This is a genomic window from Brevibacillus jepli (assembly GCF_047229145.1).
In the GTDB taxonomy this organism is placed as follows: Bacteria; Bacillota; Bacilli; order Brevibacillales; family Brevibacillaceae; genus Brevibacillus.
This window is the reverse complement of the sequence record NZ_JBFEFW010000013.1, coordinates 60,847-83,332: the sequence shown is the minus strand read 5'-3', so window position 1 is coordinate 83,332 and position 22,486 is coordinate 60,847. Positions and strand designations below refer to the sequence as shown.

27 protein-coding genes, 1 pseudogene and 1 riboswitch are annotated in these 22,486 nt (G+C 49.1%); of the genes and pseudogenes, 11 read left to right on the top strand and 17 right to left on the bottom strand.

Annotated elements, in window-relative coordinates; genetic code table 11:
* Positions 1-13: 13 nt before the first annotated feature.
* Both AB1L17_RS15870 and AB1L17_RS15865 read right to left on the bottom strand, forming a co-directional pair.
* Entirely contained in the window at positions 14-220 is a 207-nt protein-coding gene (locus tag AB1L17_RS15870) for a hypothetical protein (RefSeq protein WP_412844389.1), read from the bottom strand.
* A gap of 64 nt (positions 221-284) precedes the next feature.
* Positions 285-644 (bottom strand): toprim domain-containing protein, encoded by a 360-nt coding sequence (locus AB1L17_RS15865; protein ID WP_412844388.1) that lies wholly within the window; start codon positions 642-644, stop codon positions 285-287.
* A 134-nt stretch (positions 645-778) separates the two neighbouring features.
* On the opposite strand from AB1L17_RS15865, the gene AB1L17_RS15860 reads away from it, so the two are divergent.
* Positions 779-940: a hypothetical protein gene (locus AB1L17_RS15860; RefSeq protein ID WP_412844387.1), complete on the top strand. Its 162-nt coding sequence runs from the start codon at positions 779-781 to the stop codon at positions 938-940.
* 84 nt (positions 941-1,024) lie between these two features.
* Positions 1,025-2,266, top strand: coding sequence for an MFS transporter (locus tag AB1L17_RS15855; protein WP_412844386.1), 1,242 nt, complete (start codon positions 1,025-1,027; stop codon positions 2,264-2,266).
* 64 nt (positions 2,267-2,330) lie between these two features.
* Here the strand turns inward: AB1L17_RS15855 and AB1L17_RS15850 are convergent, their stop codons facing one another.
* The gene (locus AB1L17_RS15850) at positions 2,331-3,416 is read right to left on the bottom strand and encodes an agmatine deiminase family protein (protein WP_412844545.1); all 1,086 of its coding nucleotides are present in this window, start codon (positions 3,414-3,416) and stop codon (positions 2,331-2,333) included.
* Between the two features lie 130 nt (positions 3,417-3,546).
* Positions 3,547-4,374, bottom strand: a complete 828-nt coding sequence (locus tag AB1L17_RS15845) for a MerR family transcriptional regulator (protein ID WP_412844385.1) — start codon at positions 4,372-4,374, stop codon at positions 3,547-3,549.
* A gap of 191 nt (positions 4,375-4,565) precedes the next feature.
* Between AB1L17_RS15845 and AB1L17_RS15840 the strand changes: the two genes are divergently transcribed.
* The 5 genes from AB1L17_RS15840 to AB1L17_RS15820 all read left to right on the top strand — a co-directional run bounded on the left by AB1L17_RS15840 (position 4,566) and on the right by AB1L17_RS15820 (position 9,712).
* On the top strand, positions 4,566-5,900 hold the full coding sequence (locus tag AB1L17_RS15840; RefSeq protein WP_412844384.1) for an ammonium transporter: 1,335 nt from the start codon (positions 4,566-4,568) through the stop codon (positions 5,898-5,900).
* A gap of 64 nt (positions 5,901-5,964) precedes the next feature.
* Positions 5,965-6,963 (top strand): DUF294 nucleotidyltransferase-like domain-containing protein, encoded by a 999-nt coding sequence (locus AB1L17_RS15835; RefSeq protein ID WP_412844544.1) that lies wholly within the window; start codon positions 5,965-5,967, stop codon positions 6,961-6,963.
* An 11-nt stretch (positions 6,964-6,974) separates the two neighbouring features.
* Complete coding sequence (locus AB1L17_RS15830; RefSeq protein WP_412844383.1) at positions 6,975-7,682, top strand: exonuclease domain-containing protein; 708 nt, start codon at positions 6,975-6,977, stop codon at positions 7,680-7,682.
* Between the two features lie 52 nt (positions 7,683-7,734).
* Complete coding sequence (locus tag AB1L17_RS15825; protein WP_412844382.1) at positions 7,735-8,226, top strand: GNAT family N-acetyltransferase; 492 nt, start codon at positions 7,735-7,737, stop codon at positions 8,224-8,226.
* Positions 8,227-8,449: 223 nt separating this feature from the next.
* Positions 8,450-9,712 carry an MDR family MFS transporter gene (locus AB1L17_RS15820; protein ID WP_412844381.1) on the top strand — a complete coding sequence of 421 codons (1,263 nt, stop codon included), beginning with the start codon at positions 8,450-8,452 and terminating at the stop codon, positions 9,710-9,712.
* A gap of 69 nt (positions 9,713-9,781) precedes the next feature.
* On the opposite strand, the gene AB1L17_RS15815 is transcribed toward AB1L17_RS15820, so the two are convergent.
* From AB1L17_RS15815 to AB1L17_RS15770, 10 genes and pseudogenes are all read right to left on the bottom strand, one after another.
* Positions 9,782-10,369 (bottom strand): hypothetical protein, encoded by a 588-nt coding sequence (locus AB1L17_RS15815; protein WP_412844380.1) that lies wholly within the window; start codon positions 10,367-10,369, stop codon positions 9,782-9,784.
* The gene (locus AB1L17_RS15810; RefSeq protein WP_412844379.1) at positions 10,366-10,854 is read right to left on the bottom strand and encodes a YbaK/EbsC family protein; all 489 of its coding nucleotides are present in this window, start codon (positions 10,852-10,854) and stop codon (positions 10,366-10,368) included. Before AB1L17_RS15810 ends, AB1L17_RS15815 begins: the two co-directional genes overlap by 4 nt.
* Positions 10,851-11,588, bottom strand: coding sequence for an MOSC domain-containing protein (locus AB1L17_RS15805; RefSeq protein ID WP_412844378.1), 738 nt, complete (start codon positions 11,586-11,588; stop codon positions 10,851-10,853). Before AB1L17_RS15805 ends, AB1L17_RS15810 begins: the two co-directional genes overlap by 4 nt.
* A gap of 25 nt (positions 11,589-11,613) precedes the next feature.
* Positions 11,614-12,411 carry an NAD kinase gene (locus AB1L17_RS15800; RefSeq protein WP_412844377.1) on the bottom strand — a complete coding sequence of 266 codons (798 nt, stop codon included), beginning with the start codon at positions 12,409-12,411 and terminating at the stop codon, positions 11,614-11,616.
* Positions 12,412-12,512: 101 nt separating this feature from the next.
* Positions 12,513-12,962, bottom strand: a complete 450-nt coding sequence (locus tag AB1L17_RS15795; RefSeq protein ID WP_412844376.1) for an NUDIX domain-containing protein — start codon at positions 12,960-12,962, stop codon at positions 12,513-12,515.
* A gap of 96 nt (positions 12,963-13,058) precedes the next feature.
* Positions 13,059-13,457 (bottom strand): YugN-like family protein, encoded by a 399-nt coding sequence (locus AB1L17_RS15790; RefSeq protein ID WP_412844375.1) that lies wholly within the window; start codon positions 13,455-13,457, stop codon positions 13,059-13,061.
* A 152-nt stretch (positions 13,458-13,609) separates the two neighbouring features.
* Complete coding sequence (locus tag AB1L17_RS15785) at positions 13,610-14,497, bottom strand: hypothetical protein (protein WP_412844374.1); 888 nt, start codon at positions 14,495-14,497, stop codon at positions 13,610-13,612.
* 88 nt (positions 14,498-14,585) lie between these two features.
* The gene (thiO, locus tag AB1L17_RS15780) at positions 14,586-15,689 is read right to left on the bottom strand and encodes a glycine oxidase ThiO (protein ID WP_412844373.1); all 1,104 of its coding nucleotides are present in this window, start codon (positions 15,687-15,689) and stop codon (positions 14,586-14,588) included.
* 626 nt (positions 15,690-16,315) lie between these two features.
* Positions 16,316-16,432: riboswitch (TPP riboswitch) on the bottom strand.
* 65 nt (positions 16,433-16,497) lie between these two features.
* Positions 16,498-16,722: an excisionase family DNA-binding protein gene (locus AB1L17_RS15775; protein WP_412844543.1), complete on the bottom strand. Its 225-nt coding sequence runs from the start codon at positions 16,720-16,722 to the stop codon at positions 16,498-16,500.
* A gap of 15 nt (positions 16,723-16,737) precedes the next feature.
* Positions 16,738-18,087: pseudogene (locus AB1L17_RS15770) on the bottom strand (glucose-6-phosphate isomerase); the annotation flags it as partial.
* Positions 18,088-18,298: 211 nt separating this feature from the next.
* Between AB1L17_RS15770 and AB1L17_RS15765 the strand changes: the two are divergent.
* From AB1L17_RS15765 to AB1L17_RS15755, 3 genes are read left to right on the top strand one after another with little or no spacing between them, the layout of a single operon-like run.
* Positions 18,299-19,576: an efflux RND transporter periplasmic adaptor subunit gene (locus AB1L17_RS15765; protein ID WP_412844372.1), complete on the top strand. Its 1,278-nt coding sequence runs from the start codon at positions 18,299-18,301 to the stop codon at positions 19,574-19,576.
* A gap of 26 nt (positions 19,577-19,602) precedes the next feature.
* Entirely contained in the window at positions 19,603-20,322 is a 720-nt protein-coding gene (locus AB1L17_RS15760) for an ABC transporter ATP-binding protein (protein ID WP_412844371.1), read from the top strand.
* Complete coding sequence (locus AB1L17_RS15755) at positions 20,319-21,506, top strand: ABC transporter permease (RefSeq protein WP_412844370.1); 1,188 nt, start codon at positions 20,319-20,321, stop codon at positions 21,504-21,506. Before AB1L17_RS15760 ends, AB1L17_RS15755 begins: the two co-directional genes overlap by 4 nt.
* Positions 21,507-21,597: 91 nt before the next feature.
* On the opposite strand, the gene AB1L17_RS15750 is transcribed toward AB1L17_RS15755, so the two are convergent.
* Genes AB1L17_RS15750 through AB1L17_RS15740 form a run of 3 tightly spaced genes read right to left on the bottom strand, consistent with a single transcriptional unit; the run spans position 21,598 to position 22,241 of the window.
* Positions 21,598-21,774 carry a hypothetical protein gene (locus AB1L17_RS15750; RefSeq protein ID WP_412844369.1) on the bottom strand — a complete coding sequence of 59 codons (177 nt, stop codon included), beginning with the start codon at positions 21,772-21,774 and terminating at the stop codon, positions 21,598-21,600.
* Between the two features lie 48 nt (positions 21,775-21,822).
* The gene (locus tag AB1L17_RS15745) at positions 21,823-21,969 is read right to left on the bottom strand and encodes a hypothetical protein (protein ID WP_412844368.1); all 147 of its coding nucleotides are present in this window, start codon (positions 21,967-21,969) and stop codon (positions 21,823-21,825) included.
* Positions 21,969-22,241 carry a DUF3886 domain-containing protein gene (locus AB1L17_RS15740; protein WP_412844367.1) on the bottom strand — a complete coding sequence of 91 codons (273 nt, stop codon included), beginning with the start codon at positions 22,239-22,241 and terminating at the stop codon, positions 21,969-21,971. Before AB1L17_RS15740 ends, AB1L17_RS15745 begins: the two co-directional genes overlap by 1 nt.
* A gap of 97 nt (positions 22,242-22,338) precedes the next feature.
* Between AB1L17_RS15740 and sspK the strand changes: the two genes are divergently transcribed.
* A complete protein-coding gene (sspK, locus tag AB1L17_RS15735; protein WP_007724732.1) occupies positions 22,339-22,470 on the top strand; it encodes a small acid-soluble spore protein K in 132 nt (43 codons plus the stop codon).
* The last annotated feature ends 16 nt before the right edge of the window (positions 22,471-22,486 follow it).

Below are 22,486 nucleotides of genomic sequence, written 5' to 3'. Positions count from 1 at the left end.
GCTCGCCGGCTTTTCATCTGCTTTCTTCCTTGTCTGGATAACGGCTAGCAATCAGTTTGCCTACCAGCAAAACAATACCGTAGAACGCCGTTGCCAAAAGCGATGTAGCCAGCCATGTCGCTGTCCCTAACACTAGGTAGAGCGCTGCATGAGCAATAAAGATGCCCACAAGCCACAACATAATGTTCATCCGGTTGAAAAATGTCATCAAGCTCCGCAATTGCCTCGCACCTCCACCATTCCATTTACTACTGTTATAGCCGATGTAACGGTGTTTTATCCCTTTAGCGCTCTCCAAGATCAGGATGTGGTACAGTAACCGCAAAGCCAGCTTGCTCCAAAATCTCCGCGAGTACCGAAAGAGGCGTGTCGGCAACTTCTCTGTACATTTTTGGCGTATGCAGGTGTATTGCGTAAGGAAAATCATCACTTAAATGCGTCCGCAATTTTTTCCCGCTATCATCCTCATCGGTAAACAAGTATACCTCATCTGCATCTGCTGCTTCCGTCTGGGCAAGTAGTTTCTCCCCTTTTTCCATGCTGTAGGAGCCGAATGTACAAAGAATGGTGACAGGCTCTGCCAGCACACGCAGCAGACGTTCTTTGTCTGTCTTCCCCTCTACAATCATGACACACCCTGCCATCCGCTCCCATCCTTTCTGACACGCACAGTTTTTTATAGTATACCTCATCAGCCGCTAGGAAAATGAGGATGAGTACTCCCCTTCAAAACAAGGCATCTTAAGGTAGCGTCCATTAACAAGCAGGGGGGATTACCATGTCCAAATTCAAAAGCGCCAAAAACCTGAACCAAAAAGGCTTGGCAGTTGCGGGTCTAACCAGCAGTACAGTGGCGGATGATACGCATACGGAGGACAACCAAGGATCATCCAAGCAGCATCAACAAAACAACAACGAAGGCATTCAAAATCAACAATAAGCGTATTCCTTTACATTCCCTCTCCGCCTTGTTATTCTGTGGTCAAAATCCTTTGCACATAGCTAAAAGGACGGAGAGGGTTAGATGGATTCGCCTTTATCTGTATGGAAAAACAGCTCGTTTCTCAAGCTATGGCTAGCGCAATTGATGTCCAACATTGGAGATCAGTGCTATAGCTTTGCCTTGCTCTGGTATTTGCTTCAGGCAACGAAATCAGGGACGGCACTCAGTCTCCTCTCGGTTCCGGAGATGGTTGCCGGCCTGTTGTTTTTCCTCGTTAGTGGTGTTCTTGCCGACAGATATAGCCCGCGTCTGCTCATGGTTGTGGCAGTCCTCTTACGTATTGCCGTGGTGATCACAGTTGGTATTCTTACCGTGATGGGAATCGACCAGTTTTCGTATTTTCTCGTAGCGCAATTTTTGCTAGGGCTGTTCTCCAGTCTGTTTCAGCCCGCCAGGATTGTAGCGATCAAGGCAGCCGTTCCCAACGATCAGATCGGAAGGGCAAACGCCATTTTGGATACAACCATGCGAACAGTTCGAATTATTGCACCGATGACAATTGGACTTGCCGCCTCCCTCTTACCACTTTCCACCTTGTTTTTTATTAACGCAGGCAGCTACCTCATCTCGGTATTCTTTCTTCAAGCTCTTCGCCTTTCCATAACTGATCAGCATTTGTCTCCCAAAATGACACCGCGCCAATACATCCTCGATATCACCACTGGCGTACAGGAATTGAAGCGGAATCGATTATTGTTTTTAGTCCTGCTCTTTGGGAACATCGGCTTTCTTGTCTGGCAGATCACCTATACGGTCGGCTATCCCTTTTTGGCTGAACGCATGCAGCAGGGCAACGGGAGTACATTAGCCATCCTATTTGGCTGTTACGGAATCGGAAATTTATTGGGCAGTCTGTACATGACACGGTCGAATACCACCCGCTATCTTTTTATGATTTTACTCGGCTGGTCCTTTCAGGCATGCGGCTCCTTTTTGCTCATGATGGGTAGCAGTGCTTATTGGTCTGCTTTTCTCGGCGCAGCCATATCAGGCATAGGCGGGCCTCTGATCGGCATTCCTACCGTGACCGCTATTCAGATGAAGTCTCCTGGCAACTCCACTGGCAAAATATTCGCCATCAACTTGCTAGTCCTAACCTTCTTTTCTATGCTGTCCAGCATTCTCGGCGCCCTCTGGATGGGCAAATGGCCAGTCGAGCAGCTCTTCCTCGTCAGTGGAATATTCCTTGCCGTCATTAGCTTCGCAGGCTTCCTGATTGAAAAGCGACAACCGACAGACCAGCACCAGTCCCCATCTGCTTGAAGAGACTTTTTGATATCAAAAGCCGGTTTTTCCTCTTTCAAGGAATCACCGGCTTACAAGGTTTTTATGGCATTTCAACTGGCTGTTGCTGTGTCACACAATGAATCATCCCACCATGTTGATAAAGCCCTCGGACATCAATGCCAATGACTTTACGGTCAGGGTACAATTTTTGGAGAATGTCGTTTGCGATCTTGTCATTCGGATCATTATAATTCTGGACCAATACTACGGTATTCCCAATATAGAAATTCACATAGGAGCCTCTGTACCCCAAATCTTTTCCGTTCTCTAAAACGACATTGCGCTTGCTGATTGGCAAATTCACGTACTTATAGGACTTACCTGAAACATTCTTCGCATTCAATAACGTTTTGATATCCTTTTTAGGGACACCCCATTCTTCCAGGTCCTCTGTTTTCATCGTAATAATCGTGGATTGATCATAAAACTTGGCAAACCCGTCAATATGAAAATCGGTAATATCTTGATCCTTTACTCCATCTAGCCAAATAAAGTTCGTAGCACCAAGATTTTCGCGAACATACTTCTCAATGTCTGCTTGCGAATATTTGGGATTTCGATTTTTATTGATCACTGCACTGCGTGTCGATAAAAACGTACCGTTCCCATCCAGCTCAAAAGCTCCACCTTCCAGAACAATATGATTCAAATCGATTCTTTCCATTCCGAGCTGCTTGCTAAGCTGAGTTGGAAATTGCGCATCTTTTTTATATGGCGTTTTCTTCCCCCAGCCATTAAATCCCCAGTCCATCATTTTCAAATTTTTATCCTTGTCGTATACAAAGATCGGCGCGGTATCTCTTGCCCATACATCGTCAGTAGGAATAATATAGAAGTCGATTTTATCCATATTGACACCTTCATCATAAAGCAGATCAGAAATGTAGTCCTTCTCATACTTATCATAGGCGATGATATGGACATTTTCCCCTTCACTTAAGGCAGCCGTCATCTCTATCCACATGGACTCAAGCTCTTCTTGATACCCTTTCCCATACGTAAAGTTATGCGGCCATACTAACCATGTACCTTCATGCTTGCTTTTTTCATCAGGCATTGTGTATTTGCCTACATTCTCTTGTTTCACGCTTTTTATCCCCTCAGCTTCACTTGGCATACACCCCATTAAGACTCCAGCTGTTAATATAACCCCTGAGCACAGTACCATAAGCTTGTTCATTTCATCATCCCCTCATGTCCTGGTAGCTTTCTCGCAGAGGTAGAATAAGCTTTGACATAGTGTCAAGGTCAAGCTGTTATTGCTGAGCTTTTTTCATGACAGGAAAACAGATTTGTGTCACATACTCACGGGCAGGGCAGTCACATTCCGGGCCTTTCAAGTAGGTTTCGTAAGGTGGGCCATCCAAGCAGTAGCCATGGCTATCTGTCCACTCTTCCAGTACCATATGTGCATATCCGATATCGTCATAAGTACCGAAATGCAAAGTAGTTGCAACAAACTGTTCAGGGAGCTGCTTGATTTGCCATTCGCTTGAAGTATCGCCGCCATTCTCATGAATGATCGGGATCATCAACTCAATATTGCTTTGGTCAGGGTTGAACTCTTCATCTAAAAATATGACCGACGGAGCACCAAGTAACTGAATATGCCTCTCTTCTGCCTTCGTGTACAAGGAATCCATGTACTTGTCCATGTCAGCAATACGAATCAGCAAGCTTTGACTGATCACACTTACTTCGTTTCTCATGCCGAGCAATATATCGTACGATCTTCTCTTTCCTCGAATGATATCTTCCTTTTTTTCAATCATCTCCTGCATTTCTGCAATGATCTGTCTATACCGGTTCACCTCATTGGATAATTCATTTATTTTCGAGTGGATGAATTCGATAAAAAATTTCCTGTCGGATGTCTGAAGGATCGTTTTAATCTCCGGCAGCGAAAATCTATATTCTTTCAGCTTCTTGATGAGTAATGCGGTTTCTAATTGACTCTTGTCATAGTATCTGTATCCATTCGTGTCATCGACATGTACGGGCTTCAATAGCTCTTCCTTATCGTAGTGTCGTAACATGCGGGCACTCATTTTGCAAAGCTGAGAAAATCTGCTGATTGTGTACATATTTCTCCCTTACCCTTTGTGATGATAGTAGAAGCAATTATATCATTACGTATCGAAGCTCAGCCGATGCCTGCAATCGGTATTTTCTCATTATTTGCAAAAAAACAATTGCAACCCGAATATTCATGTCATATAATCTGACATAAATAAAAATAGTGTCAGGTTATCTGACACGGAAAAGAGGTGGATGGATGGAACCTACTGTCGCAAGTCTCTCGTCTGCCATTGACGCCACATGGGTCATGGTATCAGCCATTCTGGTCATTCTTATGCAAGTTGGATTCGCCCTACTGGAAGCTGGCTCTACTCGCATGAAGAACGCTGGTCATGTTGCAGGCAAAACAGTCCTTACCTTTGGCATCTGCTCAATCGCGTTTTGGGCGTTCGGCTTCGGCCTGACATTCGGAGACGGCAACTCCTTCATTGGGCTTTCCGGGTTCTTTTTTGACGGCATGCAAAAAGACGCTTTCTCCGCTTTTTCCGCAGCGACTGTTCCTATCTCGATTCTCTTCCTCTTTCAGCTCGCTTTCGCTGCCGTTTCACTCGCAATCGCCTGGGGCGGTTTTGCAGAACGTGCCAAGCTATCCATTTACTTTATTTTCAGCGTACTGTTTACGGTCCTCATCTATCCTGTCGTCGGTCACTGGGTATGGGGCGGCGGTTGGTTGGCACAGCTCGGGATGCAAGACTTCGCCGGTTCTACAGTCGTCCATCTCCAAGGTGCCATCGTCGCACTCGTCGCCACGATCCTCTTGAAGCCTCGCATCGGAAAATATAATCGCGACGGCAGCTCCAACCTGATTCCTGGTCACAACCAAGTCTACTCGGTCTTAGGTGTCCTGTTTCTCTGGATCGGCTGGTTCGGCTTTAACGCCGGCTCCACACTAGGCAGCACGTCCGGGTTTTTCGGCTATATTGCCGTCACTACCAATCTCGCTACCGCAGCAGGTGCTGTCGCCGCTCTTACTATCTCCTGGATCGTCACAGGAAAAGCAGATATCCCCAGCATGCTCAACGGTGTCCTCGCCGCTCTCGTCGCGATTACAGCAGCATGCGCCTTCGTCGATCCGTGGGCAGCTGTCGTGATCGGCGCTGTGTCAGGTATTCTTACATTCTATACATCCATCTGGTTTGATCGCATGGGGATTGATGATCCTGTCTTCGCTTTTTCCGTGCATGGGGTGGCTGGTATTTGGGGAACGTTGTCCACAGGCTTATTCGCAACCCCGGAGCTTGCCGAAAAGGTCGGCATTGGCGGTCCTGGGCTGTTCTATGGCGGTGGCCTGCATCAGTTAGGGATTCAGGCCTTGGGCTTGGCTGGCTCCGCGCTCTATGTTTTCGTCGTAGCCTTCATCATTTTGTATGCGTTAAAAGTAACAATTGGCCTGCGAGTCACTGAAGAGGAAGAGGTGGTTGGTCTTGACCTTAGCGAACACGGGGGATACGGCTATCCCGAATTACTGCAGCCTGAACGCGTACGACAGGCTACTTCTACCCAAAGCAGCACCTCTCACTCTCTCACCTGATCAAGTGGAAAAAATACGCAACGTTGAATCCTTTGGCGAGCTGGCTTTACTACGCCGAGAATTGTTGGACCCCTCCCCTTTGCGTCCATTGAATCGCGCAGGGGAGCTGGCTCCCTTTTCTATCGTCGTCAATCTGATTCACGACAATCTCATCCGACAAGGGGTGCTCCTCGCTGTCAACGACCTTGCCAAAAGAGGCTTAGGCACTCCTCCCGTCCCCTTTGCCTTTCTGCAATTCGGCAGTGGCGGCCGGTCAGAGCAAGCACTCATCAGCGATCAGGATAACGGTCTCGTCTATCAACTGCCGGAGCATCTCGGCTGTCAGGAAGCCGAAAAAATACATGGCTATTTTCAACTGCTCGGGGCGACGATCGTCTCTGGTCTGGAGGTAGCTGGCTATCCTCCCTGCCAAGGCAATGTCACTTGCCTATCACCCAAATGGCGTGGCAGCACCGAACAATGGTTAGACCAAATAGACAGATGGGTCTCTCACCCCACCTGGGAGAACGCCCGCTATTTACTGCTCGCAAGCGATGTGCGCGTCTTGTGGGGCGAATCGGCCATTTTTGCTCCCATCCTCGAACGCTTTCGTCAATTGCTTGCGGGGAACGTCTTCTTGCTGAATCGATTGGTCAGTAATACCTTGCATTATCGGGTGCCACTCGGTTTGTTCGGCAGAGTATTACCCGAAGTCCATGGACGCTACCGCGGGGCCATCAATGTGAAGTATGGCATTTATTTGCCTCTGGTGAATTGCGTACGGCATTTTGCCTTAGCACATGGCATTTTTGCCAGCTCGACCTTGGAACGACTGGACCTGCTCGGTGAAAAAGGAGTCTGGAGCAAAAGCTTCTGTGATGAGGTAGCCTCATACTTCCGCCAAATTCAAGGTCTGCGGCTGATCGCTCCTCTGCATTGGGAAGATGGACAATACACCAGCAATAGCTATATCAAACTAGGGGAGCTGTCTCCTGACACCCAAGCGATGGTACGACGGTCGATGAAGCTGGCGATCCGCCTGCAAAAAATGACAGAAAAGCTCCCGTCCGTTTTTGGGGGATAGGAGGAGATTGCGTGGCAAAATGGGATTTATTCGGTCGAATTTGGCATATGAGCCGGGCCATGCAGGGTATAGCGGACGACAAACAACACATCGCCTATTTGCGCTCCATCTCCAAAACGAATAAACAGATCGATTCCAGTGCCGAGATCCCTCTTCATGATCTGGAGGTTGTCGTCGTCGATCTGGAAACGACTGGTTTATTTCCCGATCACGGGGACGCCATTATATCCATGGGAGCAGTCGCCATGAGAGGAGATCGCCTCCTCCTCGGCGATTCTTTTTATACGCTGGTCAATCCTGGTCGGGCGATTCCTCCTCATATCAGCTCTCTCACCGGGATATCTGATGCCATGGTCGCGGACGCTCCCGAGCTCCTTGAAGCTTTGTCCCGCTTTTTTCAATTCGTTGGAGACCGTCCGCTCGTTGCCCACCACTCCCGCCATGAACGTGAATTTTTGCGATCTGGACTATGGAAAACGAGCCGACGCCCGTTTACCCACCGCATGCTGGATACGATGCTGCTCATCCGATTGTTGAGCAATCCGATTGGCAACGGCTCGCTGGACGCCCTCTGCGCGGCCCATGACATCCCGATATCACGCAGGCATCATGCTTACTGCGATGCTGTTGCCGCTGGTACGCTCTGGGCCAAATATTTGGTGAGAGCAGAGACCCAAGGATTTACAAATCTGCGGCAGGTTTATGAAGCCCTGCGCTAGAATAAGTTCGAATCGTTTGATAAGGTCCTACCAACATGAGGAGAGAATATTCATGCTACAGATCAGAGAAGCTGTTCTAAGTGACTTACCCGCGATGCTCGCTATTTATAACTACGCGGTGGAAAATCTGGTTGCGACGTTTGACCTGGAGCCACAGACGCTCGCCCAGCGCGAGGTATGGTTTCACAAGCACGGAGACAGACATCCCATCATCGTCGCCGAATCTGAAGGCAAGGTCATCGGATATTGCAGCCTGTCCGTTTTCCGTGAGAAGCCCGCCTATCAAAAATCGACGGAGCTGTCTATTTATATCGCCCCTGATCAAAACGGCAAAGGTGTCGGCACTACCTTGATGAGCGCAATCCTTGAGCGCGCCAGAGAGCTCGAATACCATACGATCGTGAGCGGAATCGTAGGTGGCAACGACGCCAGCGTGAGGCTCCACGAGAAGTTCGGGTTTTCATTGGCAGGGAAGTTTCAAGAGGTGGGATTCAAGTTCGGAGAGTGGCACGACGTTCATTTTTATCAGTGGATGGTCAAGTAAAAACAAACGAAAAGCCGACACCCTTTCCATAAGGAAGTGTCGGCTTATTTATTGTGTAGGAAGGAGATACCTGAAAATGGCACATCTTAAGTCAGGGTCTAATCCCTTAGCCCTTATGATATTAGTGTAAACAACGGATGATTATAAGTCTATATCTTTTTGAAAATTTGCACTAAAGTGGGTGTACCTGGCCAGGGAATATCAAACAGGAGGTAAACCTGCTGTGCAATGGCTGTCATGGGATCTGAACCTGAAGACCAGATTGATCGGCGAGACACTTTTCAACCTATTGTTTTGGATGTACTTTCCCTTTCTTACCCTCCACTTTAGTGCTACCTTTGGCAAAAATGTTGCCGGGTTACTCATGACAGTGCCACCGATAATGAGTATGGTCGGCAATCTTTTTGGCGGCTTTTTGGCTGATCGATTTGGTCGTCGATACGTTATGCTGTCAGGAGCATTTTTGCAGACGGGCATGTTTGTCCTGTTTGCCTTCTCCCTCTCGCCTTGGATTGATTACCTGGCGTTTATTGGAATCGGGCTCGGCAAGTCCATTTACAGCCCGGCAAGCTCTGCGATGGTTGCAGACCTGACCTCCGAAAAAGACAGACGCAAAATCTTCGCGACCTTTGTGACAGCCATGAACATCGGTGCAGTATTGGGACCCGCTCTGGGGGCCATCTTTTTCTTTCAATATCGAAGCGAGCTGCTGTGGACTTGTGCGCTTGTCACTTTTTTGTATTCCATCGCGATCTTGATCAACGTAAGAGAGACATTGCCACAGTCCATACAAAGCTCTGTCGCCTCCATCCACTTGCCTTCCGTTATGAAGGAGCAATGGCACAGCTACACCGTCATTTTGCGCGACAAAGCCTTCGCCATCTATATTCTCGCAGGCATGCTGATTACGATCGCAATCGTGCAGCTCGATTTATTTCTGGCGGTCTATGTAAAAGAATTCGTCCCGTCGCAAACGCTGCTCTCGTGGAATGACTGGTCGCTCTCGCTTAGCAGCACGGAGATTTTCGGATGGATGCTGGGAATAAGCGGACTTCTGTTTGTTCTGTGCGCCCTGCCCGTGACCAAATGGTTTGAGCACTGGAACGATCGGAATATCTTCCTCTTGTCTTCCTTGCTGTTTGGCGTGGGAATGTTTTTAGTAGGATTCACTACGAATGCATGGCTGTTGTTTGGATGCGTGGTCATTTTCACAGTGGGTGAAGTGATGCGAACTCCGGTAGAGCAGAGCTTCATCAGCAAGTACGCACCAGAAAATGCACGAGGACAGTACATGGGAGCCGCTAACCTGCAGTATTCGCTCGGCCGCTTCCTCGCTCCCGTGACGGTGATTCTTTCGGAATGGATGATGCCCATTGCCGTTTTTGGGTTCATCTTGTTATGCACGGTGTTAAGTGCCTTTCTTTACGTGAAGCTATTCCAGATGATTCAGATACGCGAGTCACACCAATCAGTCCATAGCGAGTAATTCACCGCGAAAAACGAAAAGTGGTTGAGCAGCCATAACCTCCTGCCAACCACTTTTTCCTATCAAGCCTTACAATTTTTTCGGAGCTTCTAATTTTACTGGATCAACCATTACTTTTATTTGTCCAGCCGTTCCTTCGATCGTAATTTTCACATCGGAAACGACCATTTCTTTTGGCGTTTTTGCAAAGTTTTTCTCGGCAATGAATTGATCTAGCTCCGAAGTCCAGGCGAGACCAGTAGCTTGGATCATCGCTTTCACTGTATGGAAATCAGGAGCTCCAGTATACATGATACCGTCCATTGTTTTTTGATCTCCACTTAACATGACGCTTACCCATATCGCTTTTTCGTTTGCTACGTTTTCTTGCTTTGGATAATAAAAGCGATAGAAGTTTGTTTTCTTTTCCAGCTCCAGCTCAAAGGGCAGCGTATGAATACCCTTCGTGGCTAACTCGTCTTTTATTTTGTTGTAATGACTCAGGTACGTATCGGTTGTCATCTCTTTAAACGCGGAAGCAGATTGAATCGCTTCTTGTTTTTTCTCTTGAGAAATGGTGCTTTCAATTGCAGTCGTTTGGTTAGACATTCCGAACATGGTAAAACCAGCGACTACACCCATGGCCACTACTGCGATGGAAACTACATATTTTTTCATCCTAAGTTCCCTTCTGCCGAAGCTGCATCGATTTCCTTCGCCCCTGTCATCTCCAGCAATGCTTCATAAGAGACTGGCAAAAGTGATTCGGCGATACCAGCCGCCGTATAAACCACCGAGAAGCGCTTCAAGGACCGATCCACATATACAGGCACTTCCTCCTGCAAAGCAAAAGGACAAACGGCTCCGACTCGGAAGCCTGTCATTTTCTCTACCTCTTCCGGTTTGGCCATCTTCGGCTTTCCTTGTCCAAACGCTGCCTTCACTTGCTTGGGATGAACACGAACATCTCCCGCTGCCACGAATAAGCCAAACTGCTCATCCACCCGAAACAAGATCGACTTTGCGATTTGGCCAATCTCGACTCCTAATGCCTGCGCGGCCTCTTCGGACGTATGCAGTGGCTGTTCAAACAAAATCGGCTCGATGCTCGAATCATAGCGTTGTACATAGCTGCGAACTTTTTCCAAAGGGCTAGCGGTCATGCCCCGTCACTCCCAATCTCTACTAAATAAACACCATCGCCTTGCGACACACTGCCTGTCGTGACTACCGAAGCATACACGCCAAAGTGATTATCATGACGCTTCACGCACGCCTTTAGTACGGCTGGAGTCATCTCCAGCGTATCCGGGTCGATATTGACATATACACAGCGTTCGCAGTGCTTGTTGACTTGCAAGGTCACATCATTGATTTTGATCTGTTTGCCCAGCCATTTGTCTTCCGCGAACGGCTCATCATCCTCCAGGACAATGACCAAATTCCCCCGAAAGCGTCGTGGATCTACCTGTTCTGCGTCAATCTGCCGCGCGATCTCGCGAAGAGATGCATCCGTAACCAGCAAAATGTGGTCTTCCCAGTTCACACCGCCTTCTTGCGGACTGCTAATCATCGGCGTAATGGAGCGCTTCGCCGTCTCCGCGACATGGGTAAATAAAGCTTCATCCCAAGTATGTACACTGCCATCTCGGGCTTCAATCCGAATCGGCGGGTACGCTTCTTTTCCTGTCCCTTCGCTCATGCTGGCATGATACCCGATAAGAGCGGGCACAACATCCGCACTGAGATACTTACCTTGACGGGCATTGTCCAAAAAATAATAGGCACGGTCTCCATACAAGCCATATTCATCGACCGTACTTGATGCAAGCTCTTCTCCACGCATTCCTTTGACAGGATGACGGAAAATGGTCTGAAGCGTTCCCACTTTTTTCATTTGGTTCCCCTCCCAAGCTCTTTCTCTATCCGGATATAAACGAATTGCGAACCCGCCCCCAAAACGTCAGTCGTTTGTAGCGAGCGAATTTCACTTTGTCTGGCCCCACTCGACAACGGATGGAACGCACATCTCTCCATACCGCCTGCTCGCGGTCCAGGCCGATCATGATTTCAGGATTCATCACGATGAGTTCTACTTCATGATGCTTCGGCAATACGAGTGAGCTATTGATAGTCCGGTACGCTTGATTGTTAATCGAAGCGATCTCGGACAATTGAATCGCCTCAATGGACGGATGAACAATCGCTCCATCCACCGCCTTGTTGTAGGCTGTACTTCCTGACGGGGAGGAGACGATCAAGCCGTCTCCTCGAAAAGTCTCCAGCTCGTCGCCGTTAATGTAGACGCATGAAACCAATGTAGACAGATTGGCGTTACGCAAAACCATTTCATTCAGCGCCCACTTCTCGTACTGCTTTCCTTCTCTCGTGCTAATCCTGCATTGAACAGTCGGATATTCTGCGATCACAGGCTCGTCGTGCATCAAACGCTCTACGAATTCATCCAGCTCCTCGGGACGCCAGTCCGCATAAAAGCCGAGATGTCCCGTATGAATCCCGACATAGGACGGCTCAATCCCGTATTGATGCACGGCCTCCAATAGTGTTCCGTCTCCCCCGATCGACAAGACCATATCCGGTTGTTCACCTGGTCCCTTTACGAAGGTAAACGGGCTATTGGCTGCTTTCAGCTTTTCTTTCAATGCTTGCTCAACTTCTCGTGTATAATCGTCATTTCGCAGTACAGTCGCAATCTTCATGCTGGTCTGCCCTCACTTTTATCCTTACAAGCGGTAAAGCACGCTCTGTTGTTTTTTTCACTATACCATAGGAAAAATCGACTTGCATAACATCACGCGTGTCACCAGCGGTCACTTTGAAAAGACTGATTGCGAAATTGCGACAGACGCCTTCCTGTGGCTGGCGATAGCTCCTCGGGAAGCTGATCCCATGCGAAAAAGCGCAATTCCGCTACCTCTTTGTCGTCCTTTCTTATTTCTTGGCCAGGCGTCATGTCGAAATGATACAAGGCAATGTGGTCTCGTTTCCCTTCTCGCTCACTGTAAAAAAGATGGCAAAGGGTAAGTCTGTCCGCTCGTATCCCGCATTCCTCCCACAACTCCCTAAAGGCAGCATCCCCAAAGGACTCCCCTCGCTCTACCCCTCCTCCCGGCAAATACCAGCCATGGACATACGTATGCCGGATCAACAGGACTCCCTTATCTTCATCCGTTACGATGATACGCACACCCAATGTGAGAGGCTTGCGGATTTTCCAATACCATTTGGGCACTGCATGGTACCAAGCCATGTTTCCACCTCGCCTTTTCCATGTCCTACCATTCTTTAGCAGCCTATATTTTCCCTGCCAGGCAAAAGAAAAAAACAGGCCTAACCCAGGCCCGTTTCATGCGAGGCGATTCTCCAGCTCTTTGACGACTGCCTCTGCTTTTCGAATCCATCTCGAATCAATCTGTGCATCCTTGTCCACTGGCTCCTGAAATTGATTCACCAAACCCGAAGCGAGCGGCTCCATATAGCCGATGTCTTCCTCTACCCCAGTCTGGTAAACATGCCGGATCACAAACGGCTGGCCCATTTCCAACCATGCATCCGGGCTGTCGAGCTCGCCTTGCAATACTTTTACAGGCAAGCGCAAAAAAACCATATTTTTGTCATCGAGTGCCCGATCGAAATACCCTTGCTCATAATCCCAGTTGGATAATGTAAAATGCGGCTGAAGAGCTTCACGAAAATAGCCAAATGTCGCCCTCGTGCCTGGCAAGCTGCTGTTTATTTGTTTCATCGCCAATCCCTGCCTTTGCTTGTTCTCTTGAGAAACGTCCACCGTTTTGTTCGTAGTTTGTGACAAAAGGCGAGGTTGTACTCTCCTATCTCCAAAAAGCAGAAAGCCCCTTAAGCCGATACGGCCTTGAGAGGCTTGTAGGTTTCACTTGATTAAATCAAGACGATCGTCAGGAGCGTAAAGAGTGCCAACGGAATGATTCTACGTCCGTTCCGGCATTTTTTACGTCTCCTTCTCCCTTTAACTTTTGGCAAAACATATGGCGGTGGGGGTGGTGGTGGCGGCGGGCAAAAAAATGGCGGATACGGCGGGAATGGTGGAAATGGCGCTATATTTTGCTCCCAAGGACTTACCTGCGGCTTCTGCTCGCTATACGGACTGACTTGGGGAGCGGGAAGGTTACTGCTGCTATACGGGCTGACATATGGGGCGGGACGGTTGCTGTTGCTATACGGGCTGACATGTGGGGCGGGACGGTTGCTGTTGCTATACGGGCTGACATGTGGGGCGGGACGGTTGCTGCTGCTATATGGGCTAACCCGTGCGTTGTTGGAGCTGCCGAAAGGACTGATCTGATTGTATGGATTGTACTCATCGCCATAGGGACTTACCTGCGGATAATATGGATTGTTGCCGCCATAAGGACTGAGATCGCCGTAGGGAGGATAGCCAGCATACGGATTATAGCTTACATACTGGTAGTAATCAGGGTATGGACCCCATCCACCATACGGTTGATGACTGGCCACCTCCATTGCTTGATAAGGATGGTAGTCTTCATAATCCTCATAATCATACTCTTGGAAAACTTCTTCTTCTTCCTCCGCATCCGCATCCGCGTCATCGACTTCTACGTATACGTTCTGATCATCATAATCGACAATGACACCTTCAAATACTTGCCCGTCAATTGCTTCGATGCGCACTTTTTTCTCCACGTGCTCCTTGCAGATGTTGTGCACATTTTCTCGCATATCCTTTAACAGGCTGACAAACTGAATGTCAGCCTGATACAGGTTTTTATCAGACTCAGACTGCATGGAAACTCCTCCCCTTCTGGTGTTTCTTTATTACCATATACAAGAGCCCATGGGGAGGTTACCGGAATCTAGGCGAGACTAGCCCAATTTACAGAAAGCGGTCTGGTAAAAATGGTAATAGCCGCTCTGTTTCTCCTTTTTCCACAAAGTCCGCCATCTGTTTGGCCGTAATCGGTGAAAGTAGGATGCCATTGCGAAAATGTCCGCCTGCGATCGACAGCCCTTCCCAGCCAGGAACGGGGCCCAGGAGTGGCTTGCCGTCTTCTGTCGCAGGCCGAAGTCCACCCCACGCCTCCAGAAAGGTAGCTGTGTGGAGCGCAGGAACATACGGCATCGTACCTTGCAGAATGCTGGCTAACCCAGCCATTGTGACGTCCCGCTGGAAGCCACTCTCATCCTCCGTCGCACCAAGGACGATTTTTCCATCCTTTTTTGGAGTGAGGTAGCCAGTCGTCCCGAAGATCACCGTGCGCAGTGGAATACCTACTGACGAAACGGCAGCAATCTGACCGCGTACGGGGCGAATCGGCACGGATACGCCAAGCAACTCAAGCATCATTCCTGCCCATGCTCCTGAAGAAATGACCGTTTGCTCGGCACGCAGCGACCCTGATGAGGTTTCGATCCCGATTACCTTGCCGCCTTTCACCGCGATGCCGCTCACTACACATCCAGATAACAGCGTTACTCCTTGCAGACGGCACGCAGTAGCCAACGCGCGAAGAAGCATGCGATTGTTGATGTGTCCCTCGTAAGGTGAGTAAATGGCTGCCTGCACTTGATCGGTCAGAAGCGGCTCTACCTCTTTTACTTGCGCGGTATTCGACAGCCAGTGCACTGCATGTCCCGCTTCTTTTTGCCACTGGTACTTGTCCGCGAGCTGTTGGACTTCCTCATCAGTTAGCGCGACCGTCAACAGTCCCTCCAGGCTTAGCTGCACATCTCCACCTGTCAATTCCTCCAGCTCCGCTACCCATTCCGGGTATAGCGCAAGTGACTCCATACCCAAGTCGAGCATCGGTCCCGGTGCCGTGAATTCCTTCAAGGGGGCAAGCATCCCTGCTGCGGCAGAAGACGCCTGCCCTCCCCATTCACCCTGCTCGACCAAGGTAACGCTCACCCCGCGCCGCGACAGCTCGTACGCCAAGCTCAATCCGATAATTCCTCCACCCACTACTAGGCAATCACTCATCTTTTTTCTCTCCTCACGATGTTGGGTAAAAACTTCTTGTACGTTGCTGTTGTGCCGTGGAGGAAACAGGAGAAAACGCTCAGCTTCTAGGTCCACCCCCTGTGGGATTGACTGCACGACTCCATGCAAAAAGCGAAACCGCGTCCAAAGTGGTATCTTCAGGATGTGTTTCAGAGGTGGACGCTTAAGAGCGTATTTCGCTTTTTGCATTGCGTCTCGGTCGGTGTCCCTAAGATCTTCGCTTATTTCTCCTGTTTCCTCTACGAAGCTTTGCGTGTTATCCGATTTATTAAAGCTTTTAATTTATGAAGAATGCCCTCAGTTACGCCAGAGAAGAATATTTCCAGACGTAGCGACTTGTGGAGTCCTACCGAGCGGAGAAGGGATGAGCGGGAAATAGAAACGCAACGTGCCCGTGCTACGAAGCGGCTACCACTTTTGCGTTTCCCCGCGAATCCCTTCGGAGCGGGCAGTCTTAACCCCCAGCAGGACGGAGCCTGGAGCCTAGACTGGAAATATTCTTCTCTCCCCTACAGCCACGCATAACCTCATAACAAAAAGCCCACCCGTTCCTAAGCAGGAAAAGGTGGGCTACATACGCATAGCTAACTATCAAGCAAAAAAGCGCTGTCTGCCGGCAACCGTATCCCTGCGCCGGCATGATCCGGATCAGGTGCAATGGGTCGATGGTCGGTTGCTTCCATCCTCTCAGCCCCGCGTGAAGGACTCCCCAAGTTGCTTCTTTGATTATGATATTCCCTTGTAAGTATAGTCCTGTTTACAACCATCTGACAAGCACGTCCGCTCGTTAATCCTCATCCTTCACATCGTAGCTCTCTGGAATCGGCTCATGACGAGCTGTATCCTCGAACTCCCGCAGCTTGCGAATTTCCTCCAGATGATGATTGAACTGCTCTTTGTTAATGATGTATTCGTTGCCATCATGGACAGCGCGAATACGTCCCTCTTTGATTTTTTCCATGATAAACGTCTCAGGAAGCTCCAAATAGGCGGCTGTCTCCTCAACGGTCAAATACGTCTTGTTCTCGCGCAATCTAGCCTCCAATTCCGCTTTCTGCCGCTCGTATCCCGGTTTGCCCAGCAAAGCAAACATATTGGCTTTGTACGCCTCCACCCCTGGCTGATCAAACGGATTGACACCCAACAAATAGCCGCTGATTCCGCATGCCTTTTCAAAAAAGTAAATCAATCCGCCAAGATAGTACGCTGTCGCCTCTGGTATTTCCACAAGCAGGTTCGGTACGCCACCATCCACATGGGCGAGTACCGTCCCCTCGAAAGCTTTTTTATTCACATACCCCATTCGTTTGCCGGTCAAAAAATTTAATCCGTCAACGTCAGCAGGGTCCTCCTGTACAGTCAAATCAACGGCGGGCTTCGTCACAGACACAACCGTCTCGAACAAATGCCGCATGCCGTCCTGTATGTATTGCCCCAATGAATGCAAATCGGTTGAAAACTCGGCAGAAGCAGGAAAAATTCCCTTTCCGTCTTTGCCCTCTGATTCCCCGAAAAGCTGCTTCCACCACTCCGCAAAAAAGCGAAACTGCGGTTCATAGCTGACCAACAGCTCCACAGTCTTGCCTTTTCGATAGAGTGCATTGCGAATCGCCGCATACTGATAGCAAGGATTATCTCGCATATCCATGACCATGTAGCGCTCTCGTGCATCCCTCGCGCCTTGCATGAGTGCATCCATGTTCGCCCCGCTTACAGCGATCGGCAATAATCCGACCGCAGTCAGGACCGAATACCGCCCGCCGATGTCATCCGGTATGACAAAGCACTCATAGCCTTCGTCATCCGCCAGCTTTTTTAAGGCACCCCGCTGTTTATCAGTCGTAATGTAAATTCGTTTTTTGGCTTCTTCACGTCCGTACTTCTTTTCCAGCCATTCACGAAAAAGTCGAAACGCAATCGCTGGCTCTGTCGTCGTGCCCGATTTTGAGATGACGTTGATCGACGCGTCTTTTCCTTCCAACACGTCCATCAGGTGAGAGATATAAACCGGACTAATATTGTTCCCGACAAAATAAATCTCCGGGAAACGACGCTTGGACTTCGGCAGCAAATTGTAGAAGCTATGACCCAAAATGTCAAGCACCGCTTTGGCCCCTAGATATGAGCCTCCAATGCCAATCACCAGAAGCACATCCGAATCAGATTGAATCCGGGCAGCAGCTTGACGAATTCGCTCATACTCGTCCTGATCGTATTTCTCCGGCCAATCTACCCAGCCAAGATAGTCTTTGCCGGGACCAGTCCGTGTGTGCAGCATCTCATGCGCCTGTCCAATAGCTGGAGCCAGCTGTTCCCACTCATGCTGTTTAACAAAAGCTCGAGCGTTGGAGTAATCGAAGCGAATCGTTTTATTCATAGCTCCCCTCCAAGGAACGTCATCTCATCTATATCTATGATATCACGGCAAATGGCAGCAAAGAACTTTCCGACAAAACGTATCAAAATACGATGTAATTGTGTCTGAAATGTGAACATTCGGTAATTCATGTTACCTTTTTCCAGTACTACCGTAAAAACCTTTCGAGCAATGAAATAATATGGTTCTTACCAAAGCAAGGAGAATGAACATGAAAAAACGATGGTGGATCATCGGTTCCGTCGTAGTCCTCCTGGGCATCGGGGGCGTTGCGTTTTCCATGATGGGATCACAACAAGCTATGGGGATGCCTGTCAACATCGGCGCACCAACGAAATCGGCTTTGGAAAGCAAGGTTTTGACATCAGGGGTCGTCACCGTAGAAGACAAGCTCAAACAGTACGCCAACGTCACCGGAACCTTACGCGAGTTTGTCGTCAAAGAAGGCGACAAGGTGAAAAAGGGTCAAGTGATCGCGAAAATCGACACGTCCGATGTCGATAGCAGAATCCTCGAGCTGGAAGCGCAAATGGAAGTGGCCAAAGCCAATCTTGCCAAGGCTCAAATCGGCAACGAGCCGGAGGAAGTCGCACAGGATCAAGAACGAGTCTCCCAAGCTCAGCGTGAATACGATTCGGCAAAGCGAGAATATGATCGTATGAATCAATTATTCACCTCAGGCGCTTCTACCCAGCAAGAGCTGGACAAGTTGAAATCACAAATGGATAGCGCTCTATCTACGCTGAACGTCGCCAAGCAACAGCTCGCTCTCAAGCAAAAGGGCCCGCGCAAAGAAGACATTGCCGCTCAGCAAGCCCAAATTAACAAGCTGAATGTAGAAAAAGCACAGCTGAATAAGGAACGTGTCCAAAGCGTCGTAGTAGCACCTATGGATGGAACAGTCATTGGTCTAGCAGCTGATAACGGTCAATACGTCAACAAGGGGACAGAAATCTTGACCCTTGCCAATCTCAATAATCTATTAATTGAAGCAGACATCAACGAATCCGATGTCAACAAGCTCAAAATCGGACAATCTGCAACGATTGAAGGCGTTACGCTCGGAAAACAAAAGCTGAATGCCGAAGTAGCTCGCATCTCTCCTACCGCTACTACTACTTCCAACAAATCGGGGCAGGGTGAAAAGACACGCGTCAAAGTCACTCTCAAGCCATCGGGGGATATTTCCTCCTTGAAGCCTGGCTTCCATGTAGATATCAACATCTCTGTAGAAAAAATCGATAATGCCTTGCAAGTGCCGATCGAAGCTGTACAGCAAGACGCTGACGGCAGTACCTTTGTCTGGCTATCCGATAATGGTGTCGCGAAAAAGCAAAAGATCGATACCGGTATGGAAAATGAGTTGTTCTCTCACGTCAAGTCTGGACTTAACGGTGACGAGCAAATTATTTTGGGCCCTGTCGAATCCCTGACAGAAGGAGCACCAGTCATGCCGATGAATGGCGGCGGCGCACCGATGGGTATGTAACACGTAAAGAAGGAGGTCAGCCGACGATGCTTCATGTAGAAGGCTTGACGAAAGCATACAAGACGGGTGATTCATTACTGCCCATCTTGAAAGGTGTCTCCCTGCTGGTGGAACAAGGCGAATTCGTTGCCATCATGGGGCCATCAGGATCAGGGAAATCGACGTTTATGAACATGCTGGGCTGTCTGGATCGTCCAGATTCCGGCTCGTATATGCTCGACGGCATTGAGGTCAGCAGCCTGAAGGATACGGATCTCGCCGTTGTTCGCAACCAAAAGATCGGCTTTGTTTTCCAATCGTTTAATCTGCTCGCCCGCTCTACCTCCTTGCATAATGTAGAGCTGCCGATGATGTACGCGAATGTCGGCCGCTCTGAAAGGCGCAAACGGGCTACAGAAGCACTCAAACGAGTGGGACTGGCAGAGCGCATGGACCATAAACCAACTCAGCTATCCGGTGGTCAAAAGCAGCGTGTAGCGATTGCCAGAGCACTGGTCAATAAGCCTGCCATCCTGCTGGCGGACGAACCGACGGGGAATCTGGACAGTCGTTCGGGAGTCGAAATCATGGCCATGTTTCAGGAGCTGCATACGCAGGGCGTCACGATCATTCTCGTTACCCACGAATTGGACATCGCCCAGCACGCTGAGCGGATTGTGACTTTCAAGGACGGCGTGATCATTCGCGATGAAAAGGTTACGGAGCGAATATTCTCCAAGCCGTCTGACGAGGTGATTGTCACATGAATTTTATGGAAAGCTTTAACACCGCGGTGGAGGGTATCTGGGCGAATAAAATGCGCTCGATCCTGACCATGCTCGGGATCATCATCGGGATTACATCGGTCATTGTCGTTACTGCACTCGGTGAAGGCGGACAAAGAGCGATCAACGATGAGATGGAAAAGTTCGGGCAAAACACGTTTAACGTCTTCATCAATTGGGAGACAAAAGAAGAGATTTCTTCAGACGACATGACGGTTGAGGATACGGAAGTACTTGGCCGAATCAGTCCTGCTATTGAATACATCGTTCCTTACAATTCCAGTACGATCGATTTGAAGGGGCCGAAAAAAGAAGAGCGCGTCAACCTCACCGCCTCGACTGCTGATTATTTTTCGATGCAATCGACGTTGAAGGTGGCAAAAGGACGCCTTTTCAACGAGACAGATGACAAAGAACAACGCGCGGTCATCGTCCTGGAGGAAGCTCTTGCTCAAAAGCTGTTCGGTCAAATGAGCCCGATTGGTCAGCGTGTTCGCTGGGGGAATCAATCTCTCGTCGTCATCGGGACGTATACGGAAGAGAAGTTCAAGTTTGATATGGCGACCAGCTACGGCGCGATTATTCCAATCCGTTACGAAATGAGCCTGCAGGAAGAACCATCCGTTCAGATGATCATGGGAAAAGCGATCGACAAAGCCTCTGTCGACCCAGCCATGCAGCAGGTCAAACAGTACTTGGGACGCAAGCATCAAAAGGAAGACCATTACAGAGTTCGCAGCATGCAAGAATCAATGGATCAGTTTAATCAAATGACAGGCACCTTGACGCTGATCTTTAGTATCATCGCGGGAATTTCACTCGTGGTCGGCGGAGTTGGCGTTATGAACATCATGCTCGTATCCGTGACTGAGCGTACCCGGGAAATCGGGATTCGCAAAGCGTTAGGGGCACGACGACGCGATATTTTGATTCAGTTTTTGATTGAATCGGTCATCGTCTGCTTGATCGGTGGCTTGATCGGGGTGTTGTTCGGTCTCGGTATCGCTTCTGTGATCGCGTACTTTGCCCAGCTTCCACCGCTCATGTCCTGGAACAGCGTGTTCATCGCTTTTGGCTTCTCCAGTGCCATCGGTATTTTCTTCGGCCTCTATCCGGCCAACAAGGCAGCGAAGCTCGATCCAATCGAAGCGCTGCGATACGAATAAGGAAAAATGGTGCAGCCAATTTTCCATCCTTAAGTGGGCGTAGCCTTTTGAAAAAACAAGCACCTGTAAGCTCATGGCTACAGGTGCTTGTTTATGTTGGCAACGTATCTGTTACCAGCTTCAAAAGAAAAAAAAGCGCAATCCCGACGCTCGCGACTGTCCACCAGAGCGGCTTGCTGTCAGCCTTTTCTGCCTTGTAGATCCCGATCAGCTTCCAGGTACCTACTGCGACACATGAGAGGCTAAACAGGAGCAGGATTGTCCCCATGACCTCCCTCCCCTCACTCCTAGCTATATGGGGAAGAGAGGAAAAAAATCACTTCTTGGGTTCCTTTTTGCCCAATCGGCCGAGCACCATGCGCCCCCGTTCCTTAATGGACTCATCCTTTAGCTCCTGTTGGCGCTTTTTCATCAAGCCGTTTTTGGAAGTATCCGGTCGGTCCGTTTGCCGTCCATCTCGCATTAGCTATACTTGCCTCCGCCCTTTTTATCGAAATCATCCAGCAACTCGGCAAAGCTCTTGTTGCGCTCGCGTTCTTCCTGCTCCCGGCGCTTTTGTTCAGCTGCTTCCTTTGCTTTGCGCTCACCGTCTGCCTTCATGTCTTTTTCAAGCTGCTTGAGTGCTCCGAGTGCATCTGCATTCAGCATATCCTTCAAACTGTTCAATCCGCTTTTCGCGTCTGTAGTCGTCATCGTTACTTCCTGACGCGCTGGTTTTCGTTGTTTTTTCGCCATTTGAATTGCCACCCTTTCCCTATCCTCATTCTGTCCTCATTCTCTGACTCAATCCGGGTCATACTATCTTCATCTTTCGCAAAGAGGAGGACATCACATGGTTCGCAACAAAGAAAAAGATTTTGGTAAAACCGCAGAAATTCGAGGCCCAAAAGCCCAATCCGAGGCTGTCCGCTCTGACGGCTCCATTAATAGTGAACCACAAGAAAGGCTAAAAGAAAACCGCTAACAAAAAAACCGCCGGG